Source organism: Caballeronia sp. AZ7_KS35, from assembly GCF_023631045.1.
GTDB lineage: Bacteria > Pseudomonadota > Gammaproteobacteria > Burkholderiales > Burkholderiaceae > Caballeronia > Caballeronia zhejiangensis.
Map to the genome: position 1 here is coordinate 84,632 of NZ_JALQDV010000036.1, position 15,235 is coordinate 99,866.

At 64.2% G+C, this 15,235-nt stretch carries 17 protein-coding genes; 6 read left to right on the plus strand and 11 right to left on the minus strand.

The genetic code is table 11. From position 1 onward, the window contains the following. Nucleotides 1-4: 4 nt before the first annotated feature. From NCT05_RS22350 to NCT05_RS22360, 3 genes are read right to left on the minus strand one after another with little or no spacing between them, the layout of a single operon-like run. A complete protein-coding gene (locus NCT05_RS22350) occupies nt 5-1,621 on the minus strand; it encodes an alkaline phosphatase D family protein (protein ID WP_250503184.1) in 1,617 nt (538 codons plus the stop codon). Beyond that, entirely contained in the window at nt 1,579-2,166 is a 588-nt protein-coding gene (locus NCT05_RS22355; protein WP_008354242.1) for a universal stress protein, read from the minus strand. The genes NCT05_RS22350 and NCT05_RS22355 overlap by 43 nt, the downstream gene beginning before the upstream one ends. A gap of 30 nt (nt 2,167-2,196) precedes the next feature. Continuing rightward, on the minus strand, nt 2,197-2,583 hold the full coding sequence (locus tag NCT05_RS22360) for a tellurite resistance TerB family protein (RefSeq protein WP_008354241.1): 387 nt from the start codon (nt 2,581-2,583) through the stop codon (nt 2,197-2,199). A gap of 401 nt (nt 2,584-2,984) precedes the next feature. Here NCT05_RS22360 and NCT05_RS22365 point away from each other — a divergent pair, with 401 nt between their 5' ends. Then, nucleotides 2,985-3,467, plus strand: a complete 483-nt coding sequence (locus NCT05_RS22365) for a glycoside hydrolase family 108 protein (protein WP_250503185.1) — start codon at nt 2,985-2,987, stop codon at nt 3,465-3,467. Next, a complete protein-coding gene (locus NCT05_RS22370; RefSeq protein ID WP_008354239.1) occupies nt 3,467-4,138 on the plus strand; it encodes a hypothetical protein in 672 nt (223 codons plus the stop codon). The genes NCT05_RS22365 and NCT05_RS22370 overlap by 1 nt, the downstream gene beginning before the upstream one ends. A gap of 11 nt (nt 4,139-4,149) precedes the next feature. Here NCT05_RS22370 and NCT05_RS22375 read toward each other — a convergent pair whose 3' ends face one another. After that, on the minus strand, nt 4,150-4,293 hold the full coding sequence (locus NCT05_RS22375) for a hypothetical protein (RefSeq protein WP_250503186.1): 144 nt from the start codon (nt 4,291-4,293) through the stop codon (nt 4,150-4,152). A 236-nt stretch (nt 4,294-4,529) separates the two neighbouring features. Further along, the gene (locus tag NCT05_RS22380) at nt 4,530-5,297 is read right to left on the minus strand and encodes an IclR family transcriptional regulator domain-containing protein (protein WP_008354238.1); all 768 of its coding nucleotides are present in this window, start codon (nt 5,295-5,297) and stop codon (nt 4,530-4,532) included. A gap of 267 nt (nt 5,298-5,564) precedes the next feature. Here NCT05_RS22380 and NCT05_RS22385 point away from each other — a divergent pair, with 267 nt between their 5' ends. Both NCT05_RS22385 and NCT05_RS22390 read left to right on the plus strand, forming a co-directional pair. After that, nucleotides 5,565-6,974: an MFS transporter gene (locus tag NCT05_RS22385; RefSeq protein WP_008354237.1), complete on the plus strand. Its 1,410-nt coding sequence runs from the start codon at nt 5,565-5,567 to the stop codon at nt 6,972-6,974. 99 nt (nt 6,975-7,073) lie between these two features. Beyond that, complete coding sequence (locus NCT05_RS22390) at nt 7,074-8,033, plus strand: LysR family transcriptional regulator (protein WP_250436288.1); 960 nt, start codon at nt 7,074-7,076, stop codon at nt 8,031-8,033. On the opposite strand, the gene NCT05_RS22395 is transcribed toward NCT05_RS22390, so the two are convergent. After that, a complete protein-coding gene (locus NCT05_RS22395) occupies nt 7,984-8,868 on the minus strand; it encodes a bifunctional helix-turn-helix transcriptional regulator/GNAT family N-acetyltransferase (RefSeq protein WP_250436290.1) in 885 nt (294 codons plus the stop codon). The genes NCT05_RS22390 and NCT05_RS22395 overlap by 50 nt on opposite strands. Nucleotides 8,869-8,904: 36 nt before the next feature. Then, nucleotides 8,905-9,918, minus strand: coding sequence for an AraC family transcriptional regulator (locus NCT05_RS22400; protein ID WP_250436292.1), 1,014 nt, complete (start codon nt 9,916-9,918; stop codon nt 8,905-8,907). A 153-nt stretch (nt 9,919-10,071) separates the two neighbouring features. Between NCT05_RS22400 and NCT05_RS22405 the strand changes: the two genes are divergently transcribed. Continuing rightward, entirely contained in the window at nt 10,072-10,926 is an 855-nt protein-coding gene (locus NCT05_RS22405) for a class I SAM-dependent methyltransferase (protein WP_250503187.1), read from the plus strand. Between the two features lie 21 nt (nt 10,927-10,947). On the opposite strand, the gene NCT05_RS22410 is transcribed toward NCT05_RS22405, so the two are convergent. The 4 genes from NCT05_RS22410 to NCT05_RS22425 form a co-directional block, all read right to left on the minus strand. Next, on the minus strand, nt 10,948-11,994 hold the full coding sequence (locus tag NCT05_RS22410) for a Gfo/Idh/MocA family protein (RefSeq protein WP_175982354.1): 1,047 nt from the start codon (nt 11,992-11,994) through the stop codon (nt 10,948-10,950). A 61-nt stretch (nt 11,995-12,055) separates the two neighbouring features. Beyond that, on the minus strand, nt 12,056-12,280 hold the full coding sequence (locus NCT05_RS22415; RefSeq protein ID WP_239295342.1) for a hypothetical protein: 225 nt from the start codon (nt 12,278-12,280) through the stop codon (nt 12,056-12,058). 78 nt (nt 12,281-12,358) lie between these two features. Further along, on the minus strand, nt 12,359-13,738 hold the full coding sequence (locus NCT05_RS22420) for an ATP-binding protein (protein ID WP_250503188.1): 1,380 nt from the start codon (nt 13,736-13,738) through the stop codon (nt 12,359-12,361). After that, nucleotides 13,735-14,397 carry a response regulator gene (locus NCT05_RS22425; protein WP_008354227.1) on the minus strand — a complete coding sequence of 221 codons (663 nt, stop codon included), beginning with the start codon at nt 14,395-14,397 and terminating at the stop codon, nt 13,735-13,737. The genes NCT05_RS22420 and NCT05_RS22425 overlap by 4 nt, the downstream gene beginning before the upstream one ends. Nucleotides 14,398-14,595: 198 nt before the next feature. Between NCT05_RS22425 and NCT05_RS22430 the strand changes: the two genes are divergently transcribed. Next, complete coding sequence (locus NCT05_RS22430) at nt 14,596-14,985, plus strand: hypothetical protein (protein WP_175982357.1); 390 nt, start codon at nt 14,596-14,598, stop codon at nt 14,983-14,985. The last annotated feature ends 250 nt before the right edge of the window (nt 14,986-15,235 follow it).

Genomic DNA, 15,235 nt, shown 5'->3' on the forward strand with positions numbered 1-15,235 from the left:
ACGCTCACGCCTCGACGTCGAGCTTCACTTCGTACAGCGACTTGCCGTTGAGGTCGTGCAGCGAGACCGTCAGCGCGCGGCTCGCGGGATCGATCTTCGCGCGGCCATAGAACTGCTGCATGGCCGCCGGCGAACGGTTCTGCGGATTGTCCTTCGGCACGCTGACATAGCGCAGTTCGGGACCGAACGTCATGTCGAGATCGTTCGGGCCGAACGTGCCCGCGTTGATCGGCCCGCCGACGAATTCCCAGAACGGCTTGAACTCCGTGAACTTCGCACGCGACGGATCGTAGTGCGTCGCCTGCGCGTAGTGCACGTCCGCCGTAATCCACACGACGTTCTTGATGTCTTCCTGCTTGATGAAGCGCAGGATGTCGGCAAGCTCCAGTTCGCGGCCGGACGGCGCGCCGTTGTCCGCGTTGGCCCATGCCTCGAAGGTGCCTTTGGGCACATCGGGGTTCGCATCGGGCACGACGAGCGAGATCGGCATGTCGCTCGCAATCACCTTCCACGTCGCGCGCGATGCCTTGAGCGATGCCTTCAGCCACGCGGTCTGCTGCGAGCCGAGAAATGCCGAATCCGCGTCGAGACGCGTTTGCGTGTTCGGCGAGTTCGCGCCGCGATACGAACGCTCGTCGAGCATGAACACATCGAGCAGCGGCCCGAACTGAAAGCCGCGATACACCTGTTCCGGATCGAGCTGATTGATGCGATACGGGTTGTACTCGAACATCGCCTGCTTCGCGCGCGCTTCGAGCAGGTTGATCGAACGCGTCTGATAACGCTTCTCCGCTTCGCCGATCAGTTGTCCCGGATACCAGTTGTTGCGCACTTCGTGATCGTCCCATTGCACGAGGAACGGCACTTCGGCTGCGAAGCGGCGCTTGTTTTTATCGAGCTGGTTATAGGCGAACGCCGCGCGATAGTCGTCGAGCGTCTGCGCGACATGCGACTTCCCTTCGGTCACGATGTTCGTCCACATCGTGCCGTCGGGCAACTTCACTTCCGGTTCGATCACGCTGTCCGCATAGATCTGATCGCCCTGATGGATGAAGAAATCCGGCGCTTCGCGACGCATCGCTTCATAGATGCGATAGCCGCCGAAGCGCTCGTTGATGCCCCAGCCCTGCCCCGCTTCATCGCCGGAAAATACGAAGCAGATCGGCTTCTCCGCTTCGATCGATGCCGTGCGCAGACGTCCAGTCACCGGCTCGCTGTAGGCTTTGCCATCGACGAGATCGGCGAAGCGCACGCGATAGAACACATCGGCGCCGGGCGGCAGGCCGGTCAGATCGACGCGCGCCGTGAAACCGCTGCTTTCGAGCGCGGCCGGTCCGATGCGCCGTTGAATCGTCCTGAAGCTTTCGCTCGCCGAATACTCGACGATCATGCGCGCGGGCCGGTCCGTGCGGCTCCAGACGATGCCGCTCGTCGCGGTGACGTCGCCGCTCATCACGCCGCTGGGTAGTTGCGGACGCAACTTGTCGGCGGTGACGACGGCGGGCGCGACGCCTTGCGCGAGGGCATCGGCGAGACCCGCGCCTGTCAGGGCGAGGCCCGTGCCGGAAACGAGGCCCTTCAGCAAGGTGCGTCGGGACGGTTTGATGATGCGATCCGGCATGGCGAGCTTCCTCTCGAACTGAATGATGGGGTTGTGCGCTGCGTCGAATCGACGATGGTAAAGCGTAACGGTGTCGCTTTTGTTTCAACGCTCGCTTCATTACCCGCGCGGTTCGATGCGATCAGCACGCGGCGATTGCTGTGGCGGCTCACGGCATCGGCCACGCGTTCTTCCCAGAAACGCCAGTGCGTGGCTTTCGTGCGGCCTATCACGATGAGATCCGCGTCGAACTCGCGCGCCGCCTGCGCGATCGTGCGCGCGAGCGTCGTGCCGCCCGGCAGGTCCATCGTCACGCACATGCCGTTGATGCTCGATGCGCGTATCGCCTGAAGCGTGCGCTTCTCGACTTCGCGCGCGAGGTCGTCGACCTGCGCGAGCGCCACGCCGAAGTCGTATTGCGCGGACGATATCGCCCAGAACGGCGCGCGGTCCACGACATGAAGCGCCGTGAGGCGCGCGTTGCATTCGCGGGCCCGCGCGATGCCGAGCGCAAGCGCTGCATGGCTGCCATCCGGTCCCACTGCGACGAGAACGTGTTGTTGCATGATGTCGTCTCCGGTTGAGTTTCGCGCGGTTCAGTGCATGCGCCACGCGCGCTTCACGGCATCGATCACGGCGGCTTCCGTGCAACTCATGACGCCATCCGCGACCACCGCCGATTCGCACAGCGTGAGCACATCGCGTCGCACGCGCTCGTCGGATACGTCCTGCGCGAGCTGATGCACGACATGCGGGTCGACGCGGCACACGTCGTCCCATGTCAGATACGAGCATCGCGTGAGATCCTCGCAAACCTCGCGCACGACGTCGTGCAACTCGCCCGCATGAAGCCCGAGCCGCGCATAGAAGCCGCGCCGTTCGAGCGCTTCGATTTCCGCACTGCCGATATGCCCGTCCGCGATCAGCGACATCACGACGATGCGCGCGGCCGCGCGAGGACTGTCCGATGGATAGTGGCGCATGGCATTACTCCTTCGATGAAACGTCGTCAATGAAAGGCAGTGCGATGGTTTCGATCAGGACCGCGCCGCCCGGATGCCTTGCATCGTAGGCGCGGACAATGAGCGTCGAATGAGCGTGCGATGTCTGCGCGAGCCGCACAGCGGCGCCGAAAAAGCGTTGGCCTTGGCACGACAGTTCGCATCTCCGCGCGCCTGCTACTCCCGTTCTGTGCGCCTTGCCACACAAGGCTTTCGCGCGCGCGATGCACCGACTGGCATGGCGGATGCATAAGGCCTGCCGTCGCGTCATGACTGCCTGCCACTGTTTGACGCGACCGGGCCGACGCCTCGCGCGCCGGCCCGTTTCTTCCGGCGCCGCGACGATGGTTCCGGCGGCACGCGCAGGCGCCAAGGAGATCGACATGAACAGCTTCGACGACGCCTTCGAAGCGCTGATCGGCAGCGAAGGCGGCTACTCATTCCATCCGGCGGACCCGGGCGGCGAAACGATGTGGGGCGTGACGGCGCGCGTCGCACTCGGCTATGGCTATGCGGGCGCGATGAAGGACTTGCCGCTCGATCTCGCGAAGCGCATCGCGAAGCAGAAGTACTGGGACCCGCTGCATCTCGACGAATTCGATCCGCGCGTCGCGTTCCAGATCTTCGATGCCAACTACAACGGCGGGCTCGTCGTGCTGTGGATGCAGAAGGCATCGGGCGCAAAGGAAGACGGCAAGTTCGGCCCCGATACCGTCGATGCCGTGAAAGCCGCCGATCCGATGCGCTTCGTCCTGCGCTTCATTGCGTATCGATTGCGCTATCTGAAGGGCCTGCACGCATGGCCGACGTTCAGCCGCGGCTGGACCGAGCGCATGGCGACGAATCTTCTTTTGGGAGCAGCATGATGGACTGGTCGAAAGTGGCGGCAACCATCGGCGCGAAGGCGCCTCTTCTCGCGGGTCTCATCGGCGGGCCCGTCGGGCTTGGCGTCAGCACGGCGGCCGCGATCATCTCCCATGCGCTCGGGACGCCTAACGATCCGGATATCGTCGCGACCGCGCTCAACGATCCCGCCGCGCTCGACAAGATCAGCCAGGCCGAAAACGCGAACTCGTTGCAGTTGCAACAACTCGTGGTGGCGGCGGCGCAGGCGCGTCTGTCGTTCGAAGCGGACATGGCGCGCATCTCGGCGGGCGACCGCGCCGATGCGCGCGCAATGGGCATCGCGAACAGGGACTGGGTGCCCAAGTTCCTCGCGATGGCCGTGACCGGCGGCTTCTTCGGCATTCTGCTGCTGATGGCGTTGCGCGCGTTGCCCGAGGCGAATCGCGATCTCGTGAACGTCGTGGTCGGCGCGCTCGGGACCGCGTGGATCAGCATCATCGGGTATTACTTCGGGACGTCGGCGGGCTCGATGCGCAAGACCGAACTGCTCGCGCAACCGAGCGTGCCGATCACGCCCGAAACGGCGGTGACGTTGCGCGATCCGGCGCCCGCGTCGGGCGCGAACGGCGATAGCGCGCATCGCGCATTCGTGCCGGGCGGGCAAGGCCCGATCTTCACGGGCGCGTCGTGAGCGTCATCGTGTCAGAGCTCAGTTGGTCGTGCAACGCGCATGTTGATCGGCGATGTCTGCGCATAAACCGGCGCTGAGCCGACTCCGAGTGAAAGCGCGGTGGCGACCGTTGCTGCCGACAGACTGAGAAGCCGTTTCGCGTCGAACTGAGTCATGTCGATTCCCCTTTCCTTGTGTCGATATCCGCTTGGCGTTGCGAACGCTGGTCGCTGCAACCGTGGGGGGAATGTGGAGCTGGGGAATTAGGTAAAAGTGAGGATGATGCGGTCTGATCCCGAAAACGCTCACCTTTGCGTCATAGGCGATTCAGAAATTACCTTTAAACAAGGGCTGCGAGCGCCATTCGACACGCATTCCCGAAAACCCTCACCTTTGCGCGATCTCGCCGCGGTCAGATCACGTTCAACATCGACAACGCCGTCTCCTGCAACGGCGGCAGCACGCGGGCAAGCGCTGCCTCGGCGGTTTCCTTTCCGATCGGCATGTTCGCCGACAACGCCGCGACCACTTCGCCGTGCCGGTTCTTCATCGGCACCGCGATGCCGCGCACGCCCATCTGCAATTGCTGCTCGATCGCGACGTAGCCATCCACGCGCGCCTGCCTGATCTTCTCGTATAGCTTTTCCTTGTTCGTGATCGTGAGCGGCGTGAAGGGCTTGAACTCGGTCGCTTCGAGCCAGCCGCGCACCGATGCCTCGTCCATATACGCGAGCATTGCGATGCCGCCCGACATCAGCGCGGCCGGCACGCGCGCGCCGAGCACGAAGCCGGTCGTCATCACGCGCGTCGAACCATTGCGCGCGATGATCACGAGGTCCCAGTCATCGAGCACGCTGACATACACCGACTCGTGAATCAGCGCGCTCAATTGCTGCAGATAAGGCTGCACAATCCGCGGCAGCCGCGCCGACTCGAAATACGACCAGCCCATGCGCAGCACGCGCGGCGTGAGATTGAAGAGCTTGCCGTCGGTCTGCACGTAACCGAGATGCGCAAGCGTCAGCAGATAACGCCGCGCCGCCGTGCGCGTGAGGCCGGTGCGCGCCGCGGCTTGCGTCGGCGTCATGCGCGCGTGCTGATCGTCGAAGGCTTCGAGAATCGCCAGTCCCTTCTCCAGTCCGGCGATCCAGTCGCGCTTGTCGAGTTCCGGTTTAGTCATGCTTGCATGCTTGTTTAGTTATGGATGGGCCGATGTTTCGGCGCTCCATCAAAGTCAATTGCTAGTGCTAACCCCCAAAGTGATCGATTATCGGACACGCGCGTGCGATAATCGCGCAAAACTTATCATAAATCGTTGATCGAAAGGGGTTGCGCTTTTATTCTCCAATCACTTTCAGAGCGCGCGTATTGCGACAAACCAAAACGCTCCGCCGCTCGGCCAGATTCCAGGCTCAACTCCATAAACCCATTGTTCGGAGACATCTCTATGGCTAGCCCTAAGGAAGACGCGCACGGCGGCCGCCAGGCGAAAAAAGCGACCGCGAGCGGCTGGATCGGCTCGGCGCTGGAGTATTACGACTTCTTCATTTACGCCCAGGCTGCTGCACTCATTTTCCCGCAGTTGTTCTTCCCGTCGGGCAATCCGAAGGTGGCGATCATCGCGTCGCTCGCGACCTACGGCGTCGGCTACGTGGCGCGTCCCATCGGCGCATTCGTGCTCGGTCATCTGGGCGATACGCACGGCCGCAAGAACGTGCTGCTCGTCTGCATGTTCCTGATGGGTATCTCGACGATGGCTGTCGGCCTGCTGCCGACGTATCACCAGATCGGCATGGCCGCGCCCGCGCTGCTCGTCGTGTTGCGCCTGCTTCAAGGCTTCGCGGTGGCCGGTGAAATCTCCGGTGCAAGCTCGATGATTCTCGAGCACGCGCCGTTCGGCCGACGCGGCTACTACGCGAGCTTCACGCTGCAAGGCGTGCAGGCCGGCCAGATTCTCGCGGCCGCCGTTTTCCTGCCGCTCGCCACGTTCATGCCGGAAGACATGTTCAACTCGTGGGGCTGGCGTGTGCCGTTCCTGCTGTCGGCCTTCGTGCTGGTCGCGGGCTACATCATCCGTAAGGAAGTGCATGAAACGCCCGCGTTCACGTCCGAGGAATCGCATGGCGGTGTGCCGAAGTCGCCGATCAAGGAAGCGTTCGCCAACAGCACGCCCGACATGATCCGCGTCGTCTGCATGGCGCTGATGAACGTGATTCCCGTGGTCGCGACGATCTTCGGTGCGGCGTATGCGGTGCAGTCTTCCTACGGCATCGGCTTCCACAAGAGCGTGTATCTGTGGATTCCGGTCGTCGGCAACATCGTCGCGGTGCTGGTGATTCCGTTCGTCGGCAATCTGTCGGACAAGATCGGCCGTCGCCCGATGATGATCGGCGGCTCGCTCATCTCCGGTCTGCTGGCCTTCGCGTATCTCTACGCGATCAGCATCCATAGCGTGCCGCTCGCGTTCCTGATGTCGCTGCTGATGTGGGGTGTCGTGTATCAAGGCTATAACGCGATCTTCCCGAGCTTCTATCCGGAACTCTTCCCGACCCGTTCGCGCGTTTCGGCGATGGCGATCTCGCAGAACATCGGCACGACGATCACCGCGCTGTTGCCCGCACTCTTCGCGGCCGTTGCGCCGCCGGGGTCGGACAACATTCCGCTGACGGTCGGCGCCATTGCCTTCGGCGTGACGATCATCGCGGCGATCGCGGCTTACTCGGCGCGTGAGACGTATCGCATCCGCCTGAGCGATCTCGGCAAGAAGGACGCCGTGCCGATGAGCCAGCAAGAATACGAGCGCCTGCGCGCCGATTCGATCTCCGTGGACAAGGTCGCGAAAGCGCACCACGCATGAGTTGACCGTGTTGGAGTGATCTTCCGGGCCCTTCGGGGCCCGTTTTTTTGCGTGACGCGATAACATGAATGCCTTCTCATCCATGACGCGGAGGCATGAATGGCCGGCTTCAACGAACGCATCCTCAACGGCATCAGCGTGTTCGCGGCGATCGTCGATGCAGGCACGTTCGCCGCGGCGAGCGATCGGCTCGGCATGTCGCAGCCCGGCGTGTGCCGCGCGATCGCGCGCCTCGAAGCGCGTCTGAAGATTCGTCTTTTCGATCGCACGACGCGCAGCGTTTCGCTCACCGACGATGGCCGGCGCTTCTTCGAGCACGTCATGCCGCATCTCGCGGGACTGGAGGAAGCGGCGGCCACGGCATCCGAAGGCGCGACGGCGGTGCGCGGCCGCTTGCGCGTGAACGTCGATCCGATCTTCTCGCGGCTTCTGCTCGGCCCGAAGCTCGACGCGTTTCTGAAGGCGCATCCCGATCTGCAACTCGAACTCATCACGAGCGACCGTCTCGGCGACATGATCGCGGATGGTTTCGATCTCGCCGTGCGCTTCGGCGAGCCGCGCGATTCGAGTCTCGTCGCGCGCAAGCTGCTCGATACGCCGGTGCGGACCGTCGCCGCGCCGTCGTATATCAAGCGATGCGGCACGCCCGCTACCCCGCAGGCGCTCGCAGACGGCACGCATACGTGCATCGAGTTTCGCGATCCCGAAACGGGACGGCCGTTCGCGTGGGAGTTTCATCGCAAGAAGAAGCGCATCACGGTGGAAACGCACGGCCGTCTCACGCTCAACGATCCCGGCACGATGCTGAGCACGCTGCTCTCAGGCTATGGCGTCGCGCAGATTCTGCTGCTGGGTCACGAACATCTGATCGCCGATGCCAAGCTCATCGACCTCTTCCCCGACTGGCCCGACGAGCGCTTTCCGCTGTATGCGTTTTATCCGTCGCGGCATCATCCGCCGGCGAAGACGCGCGCGTTTCTCGATCTCGTCATCGCGCTGACGGGAGGCGTCAACGCAAACTCTTCTCGAACCAGTGATGCGCGTAAGCCTCGTCGCTGAACGGCGCGACCTCGACATAGCCGGATCGCCGATACAGGCCGATCGCTTCCCCGAGCGCCTTGTTCGTCTCCAGACGCACGGCTTTCGCTCCGTTCTTCGACGCGAGCCGTTCGGCCTCTTCGAGCAGCCGACGTCCGACGCCGAGTCCGCGCGCGCCGGCGCTCACCCACATGCGCTTCAACTCGGCCGGCGACGCGCCGTGGAACTTGAGCGCGACGCAGCCTATCGCCGCGCCGCGCAGCCTCGCAACGATCAGCGCGCCCTGCGGCGCCGTCAATTCGCGCGCATCGGCGGACAGGCTGACGGACGGATCGAAGCCCGCTTCGAAGCGCGCGTTCAACTCCGCGAAGTATTGGTCGATGCACCATTGCGCATCCTCGCTCGTCGGGTCTTCGATCGCGAAGCGCATCAGCGAAGGTTGCAGCAAGCGCTCGACTTCGGCCATCGCCGCGATCAGCCGCTTGCGCTGCGCATCGTTCAACGGCGCGAGCATGCCCCCCGCGACCGCGTCCGATAACCTTTCGAGTTCTTCACGTTCGGCGCAGCCCGCATCGGTGAGGCTCGCGCGGCGCACGCGGCGGTCGTCGGGACGAGACTCGACCGCGACGAGACCTTGTCGCTGCAGCGCGGCGAGCGTGCGGCTCACGTAACCCGAATCGAGACCGAGACGCTCGCGCAACACGCGAAGATCGACGCCCTGCGCACCGATTTCCCAGATGAGCCGTGATTCGCCCATCGGACGGCCGCGCCCGAGAAAATGCTCGTTGAGCGCACCGATGCCCTCGGCAACGGTGCGATTGAAGCTGCGAATCTGGCTGATGTCGGTCGGGTTCATATCTCTGACTCTAGTCAGAGAATCGCCCGGCGTCAATCAATGTGCTTGGGTCTCGGCTTCCACGCGCGTTTTCTCCCGGCGCCACGTCGCGGGCGGCTTGCCGACGAGGCGCTTGAACGCACGAATGAACGCCGCTTCGGATGCATAGCCGACGTCCTGCGCGACCGCTGCGATCGTCGCGTTCGTGTTGCGCAGCAGTCCGGCCGCGACCTGCATGCGCCAGTTGACGAGGTACTGCATCGGCGGCAAGCCGATGATCTCGCTGAAGCGCTCGTGCAACGCCGAACGCGAGAGGCCCACGCGCTCGCCCAGTTCTTCGACGGTCCACTCGTGCGCGGGCGCATCGTGCATGACGGCGAGCGCGCGCCCGACGAATCGGTCGCGCAGGCCCGCGAGCCAGCCGCGGCTTTCATCGGGCAGTACATCGACGTAACGGCGCACGGCATCGACGAACATCATCTCGCTCATGCGTTCGAGCATCGCTTCGCCGCCCGGCCGCTTGTGACGCGATTCGACGACGGCCTGCTGCATGAAGTGATTAATCCAGCCCTGCGCGCCCGATTCCTTCAGATGCAAGAGGCGCGGCAACGTCGCGATCAGCGGATTGAACGGACGCAGATCGCAGCCGAGAAAGCCGCATACGAGCATCGTTTCATACGCGTCGTCGGGGCGTCGATTGTTGCGCGCCTCGACCGCGTCGTAGGTCAGCGTGAAGGGCAGCTGATCGATCTTCATCGAGAACGGATCGATATCCGCTTCGGCGCGAATGCCCGGCGCGCTCGAAATCACATGCGCGTCGCCGTGCGGAAACACGATGATGTCGCCGCTCGCAAGACGCACCGGCGCTTCGCCGACGAGCGCGCCCCAGCAGTTGCCGTGCGTCACGACGTGATACTCCATCACATGCTCGCAATCCGGCATGACGATGCTCGCGATGTCGCGCGCGGGCGGCGCCTCGGCCGCCCAGCTTCGATTGCCGCTCACGTGAAAGAACAGCGCGCCGCGCAAGCGCACGGTGCGCAGCACGTCGGACAGGATGTCGAGACTCATGGCGTCTCCCGGTGATCGTAAGCATCGCAAAGCGGACGAACGGACAATTCGCGGCGACTTGCGGACAGGCGTCGAAGCGATGGTAACGGGATACTGCATCTGCCCGCTATCAGGGCGACGCTCGACACATCATCCGGAACTGGAGAACGAACCATGCATGCGTTGAATACATCCGCGGTCTGCGACGAGCCGGCCAAATCACAGCAACCCGATTTCGCCGCGATCAAGGCCCGCCAGCAAGCCACCTGGGCGAGTGGCGACTTCGCGGTGATCGGCACGACATTGCAGATCGTCGGCGAGATGCTTGCCGAATCGATCGATGTGCGCGCCGGCGAGCGCGTGCTCGATATGGCCGCCGGCAACGGCAATGCGACGCTCGCCGCCGCGCGACGTTTTGCCCGCGTGACATCGACCGATTACGTTCCGGCGCTGCTCGAAAAAGGCCGTGCGCGCGCGCAAGCCGAAGGACTCGCGATCGACTTCGAGGTCGCCGATGCCGAGAACCTGCCCTTCGACGACGGCAGCTTCGATGTGGTGCTGTCGACATTCGGCGCGATGTTCACGCCGGATCACAGGCGCTCGGCGAGCGAAATGCTGCGCGTGGCGAAGAGCGGCGGACGCATCGGCATGGCGAACTGGACGCCCGAAGGTTTCATCGGCCAGTTGTTCAAGATCATCGGCGCTTACGCGCCGCCGCCCGCGGGGCTGCAATCGCCCGCGCTTTGGGGCACCGAGCCGCATCTCGTCGCGCTCTTCGGCGCCGAGGCAGCTGATATTCGTTGCGTACGCAAGTACTTCAACATGCGCTATGAATCGCCGGCGCACTGGATACAGGTGTTCCGCGATTTCTACGGGCCCGTGCATCGCGCGTTCGCGGCGCTCGATGCAGCGAAGCAGGCCGATCTCGAACGCGAGATCGGCGGCCTGCTCGAACGCTGCAATGTTGCGGGACCGTCTTCGCTCGTCGTGCCGAGCGAATACATGGAAGTGGTGATCGTCAGGCGTTGACGAGATGCGCTCGCGCGCGAATCACAGCGTGACGGGCTTGCCGCTGCGCGCGCTTGCGATGATCGCGGCGAGCGTCGCGGCATTGTCGAGACTCACTTGCGCGTAGTACTCGATGGCGGCGGCATCGTGCGTTGCGACCATGCGCGCGAAGCTTTCCGCCGCGAAGAAGAAGCCGCTTCCGGTGTCCGACTCGACCGTCTCGAACGGCACCGAATTCGGAATGCCGCGACGCACGCGCATTTGGCTCGGCAGATAGCCGTATTGATCGCCCGCCGTCTGCGCGCTCGTGTGATTCAGATATTCGGTGTCGATCGTGCCCTGCGTGCCGATGATCGTCGCGTGCCGATGATTCGCCGCATCCATCGAGCACGAGACTTGCGCGCGGCGGCCATCGGCGTAGATGAGCGTCGCCATGAGGCTGATGTCGACGTTGCTGTCGGCCCATGTCGCGATTGCATCGACGCGTTGCGGCGCGCTGCCCATCACGAGACGAATGAGGCTCAGCGGATAACTCCCCGCATCGAGCAGCGCGCCGCCGCCGAGCTCGGGCTTCATGCGGATGTTTGCGCCGGGATTGCCGACGGTGAAGCCGAAGTTCGCCTGAATCGCGCGCACGTCGCCGATCGCGCCTTCGCCGATTAGCGCCATCATCGTCGCGGTCTGCGGCTGGAAATAGTATGGGAACGCTTCGAGCAGCAGCACGCCGTTGCGATCGGCGGCCTCGAACATGCGCGCGGCTTCGTCGCGATCGAGCGCGAGCGGCTTCTCGCACAGGATGTGCTTGCCGTGATCCGCGGCCTTGATCGCCCATTCGGCATGCAGGCTGTTCGGCAGCGGAATGTAAACCGCGTCGATGTCCGGGCTCGCAAGCAGCGCGTCGTAGCTGCCGAACCATTTTTCGATGCCGTTTGCTTGCGCGAAGGCTTGCGCATTCTCGTCGCTGCGGCTCGCGACCGCGACGACGCGCACGCGCTCGCTCGGTCTCACGTCACGCGTGAATTGTCTGGCGATGTTCGCGCCACCGAGAATGCCGAGGCGCAGGACGGACGATGCTTGAGTGGATGACAAGGCGGGCTCCTGAATTTGTACCAAATGGTTCACCACGTCAAAGGTAACACAATCGCGTGCTTCAAGGCATGCACTTGTCGGGACGAACTTTCGTGCCGCGCCGGTCCGCCGGGACGTGGCAATTGTCCACGCGTTGATCGTCGCTGGCCTTGTCGCCGAGACGTTCCTTCAAGGTCTTCGGTTCCGGTGCGGCGGACGAAGCCGCAACGGGCGCTTCCGCTGCGTCCGTTGCAAGCGCGGCGCCGGTCCACGCGAGACAAGCGCATAGAAGAACGAGTGTCTTCATGACAGACCGCCATGAAAGATGAAACGAGCAGCTTCGCCGCGCGGCGAGCGCACGACGCCCCGCTTCTTGCGGTTTCATTCAGGCATGCATTCCGCTGACGACATCCTTCGCGCGCGCCGCCGACGCAACCGGACACAAGCCGCGCACCGCGACGATCAGACCGCTCGCGTCATCGCGGTTCCTGACGTCGAGCGTCGCGTGATGCCGTTGCGCGACGCGCAGCGCGATTGCGAGACCGAGCCCGCTGCCGTGTCCCGACGTCCCGACGCAACGATAAAAGCGGTCGCATACGCGATCGATCTCGTCCGGCGGAATGCCGGGACCGGAGTCCAGCACGGTGAGCGCGATGCCATCCGCTTGGCGCCGCAAGGTCACGTCGACGCGCCCACCGTGCGGCGTGTGACGGATCGCGTTATCGAGCAGGTTGTTCACGAGGACGGCGAGCGCGTGCGTGTCGCCCATGATCGTGAACGGATCGTGATCGTCCAGCGCATGTTCGAGTTCCAGGCCGAGGTCGATCGATCGTGCTTCGGCCAGCAACGAGAAATCGCTCACGCGGAGTTCGCAGAGCGTGCGCAGGCTCATCGGCGCGATGGCCGCTTCGCGCGCGGCGTCTTCGCGCGCCATGCTGAGTAGCTGCTGCGCGAGATGGATGAGGCGATTCAACCGGCCGTCGATCTTCGCGAGCGTCGCGGCATCGACCTGAAGCGAGCCATCGCCGATTGCGCCCTGGATTTGCAGCTTGAGCGCGGTGAGCGGCGTGCGCAGTTCGTGCGCGGCATCGGCGACGAACGTGCGCTGCGCCTGCGATGCCTCCGAGAGACGCGCGAGCAGGCCATTCAACGCATCGACGAGAGGACGCAGCTCGTCGGGCATCGGCTTGTGGAAGACGACGGGCTCGAGCGATTCCGGCGAGCGCGCGACGAGCGATTGCGACAGCCAGCGCACCGGCGAAAGCCCGCGCGCGACGACGAGAAGCACGATCACGACGATCACCGGAATCAGCAATGCGAGCGGCCAGATCGTGCGCAATGCGAGCGCCATGGCGAGATCGTCGCGGATGAAATAAGGCTGCGCGACCTGCACGAAGCGATCCGGCTGCGCGACGCCGAACGCGCGCCAGCGATACCCTTCCCGCTCCGCCGATTCGAAACCGTCGCCGAAACGCGGCAAGGCGGGCTCGCGCCGCGAGTGATAGATGAGGCGGCCCGTCCGATCCCAGATGTCGATGACGAGCCGGTCGTCCGCGATGCCGTGCAGTTCGGGATTGCGGCCCTCTGCAACGTCGTCGGCGGTGATGTTATGCGGCAGCGAGAGCGCGACGGTGCGCAGTTCGTAGTCGAAGAGTTCGCCGGCTTCGAGGCGCGCGGCGTCGAATATGCCGACGCCCGCAATCAGGCACGCGATGCCAAGGCTGCAGATGAGCCAGCCGAGCAGCCATCGGCGGATCGTTGTCATCCGATCCTCTTCAATCGATAACCGACGCCGCGCACCGTCACGATCTCATCCGCGCCGATCTTGCGCCGCAAGCTGTGAACGTGGACTTCGATCGCGTTGCTGCCCACTTCCTCGCCCCAGCCGTACAGTTTTTCTTCGAGCTCGGGGCGGCGAAATACGCGCGACGGCTCTTCGATCAGCGCCTGCAGCAGCGCGAACTCGCGCGGCACGAGATTGAGCGCGACGCCGCCCTTGGTCGCCTCGTGCGCGGCCGGATTGAGCGTCAGCTCGCCGTGCGAGTACACCGGATGCTTGTGCCCGGTGCGGCGTCTCAACAATGCGCGGACGCGAGCCGCGAGCTCGTCGAGATCGAAGGGCTTCATCAGATAGTCGTCCGCGCCGGCGTCGAGGCCGCGGATGCGGTCATCAACGGCATCGCGCGCCGTCAGGATCATCACGGGCGCGTCGCCGCCGTTCTTGCGATACGTGGCGAGCACGTCGAGGCCGTCGCGCTTGGGCAGGTTCAGGTCCAGCAGCACGAGGTCGTACACGCCGTTGCCGAGCGACAGCTCCGCGGCCCGTCCGTCCTGCGCCCAATCCACCGTGTAACCGGCGCGGCGCAACGCGGCGAGCACGGTCTCCGCGATCATCTCGTCGTCCTCCACCAATAACAGGCGCATGCGCTTTCTCCAGGCTCAACAGGTCGCCGCCGATTGTCCGGCTTGCATGCTTAAGCGCCACTTAAGCTTTGCGCGCAGCCGCACATTATGTCCCCGATAACGCCTTGCGGCGCCGGCGGCTTAAGCATCGCATAAGGTTTGTCCACGCACTATACGTCGAGCGCGCCGATTCGCGGCCGTGCGGCCCCGGAGATGCCGATGCGAGCGTCCACTGTCGTTTCCCTGCGTGCGAACGCCGTGCTGATCGCATTGTGCGTCGCGGCATCGGATGCGGCGTGGCTCGCGGTCTGCGGTTGCACGGGCCATGTGCATGCGCTCGAAACCACGACGATGCGTCTCGCGACGCTCGGGAGCGCGGCAGGCATCGTCTTCATCGTGCGACGCATCGCCAAGCTCGAATTCGATGCGGCCAGAGCCGCAAGGCGCATCGCCTGGACCACCGACAGATTCGTCATCGACGGAACCTGTCCCGGCGCCTGGCTCGTGCAGCTCCATGTGGAGCTTCATCCCGACGGCTCACGGTCGAGCGCCGCGCACGCGTGTCCCCACGCAGCGGCGTCCAGCAGAGTGCCACGCGGTCGGGCGTGACCTCGGAATCGCGCCCGACCTCCTTCGACCCGGCTCATGAGCCGGGTTTTTTTTGTCCGCGAATATTTACCGCGTCTCGCACTACACATTGCTTTCGCTCGCATTTCAATGTCCATTCGTTCGCTTACCTAAGCATCCCCGGCTGTTTCGTGCGCGGCGCGTGTGCGAGTTCGCGTGGGGCGGCATCGCAATCGTGTTGCTGCGCGTGGCGGAACCGCGGCGCGCGAGCGAATTGGCGCGCCATCGCGGC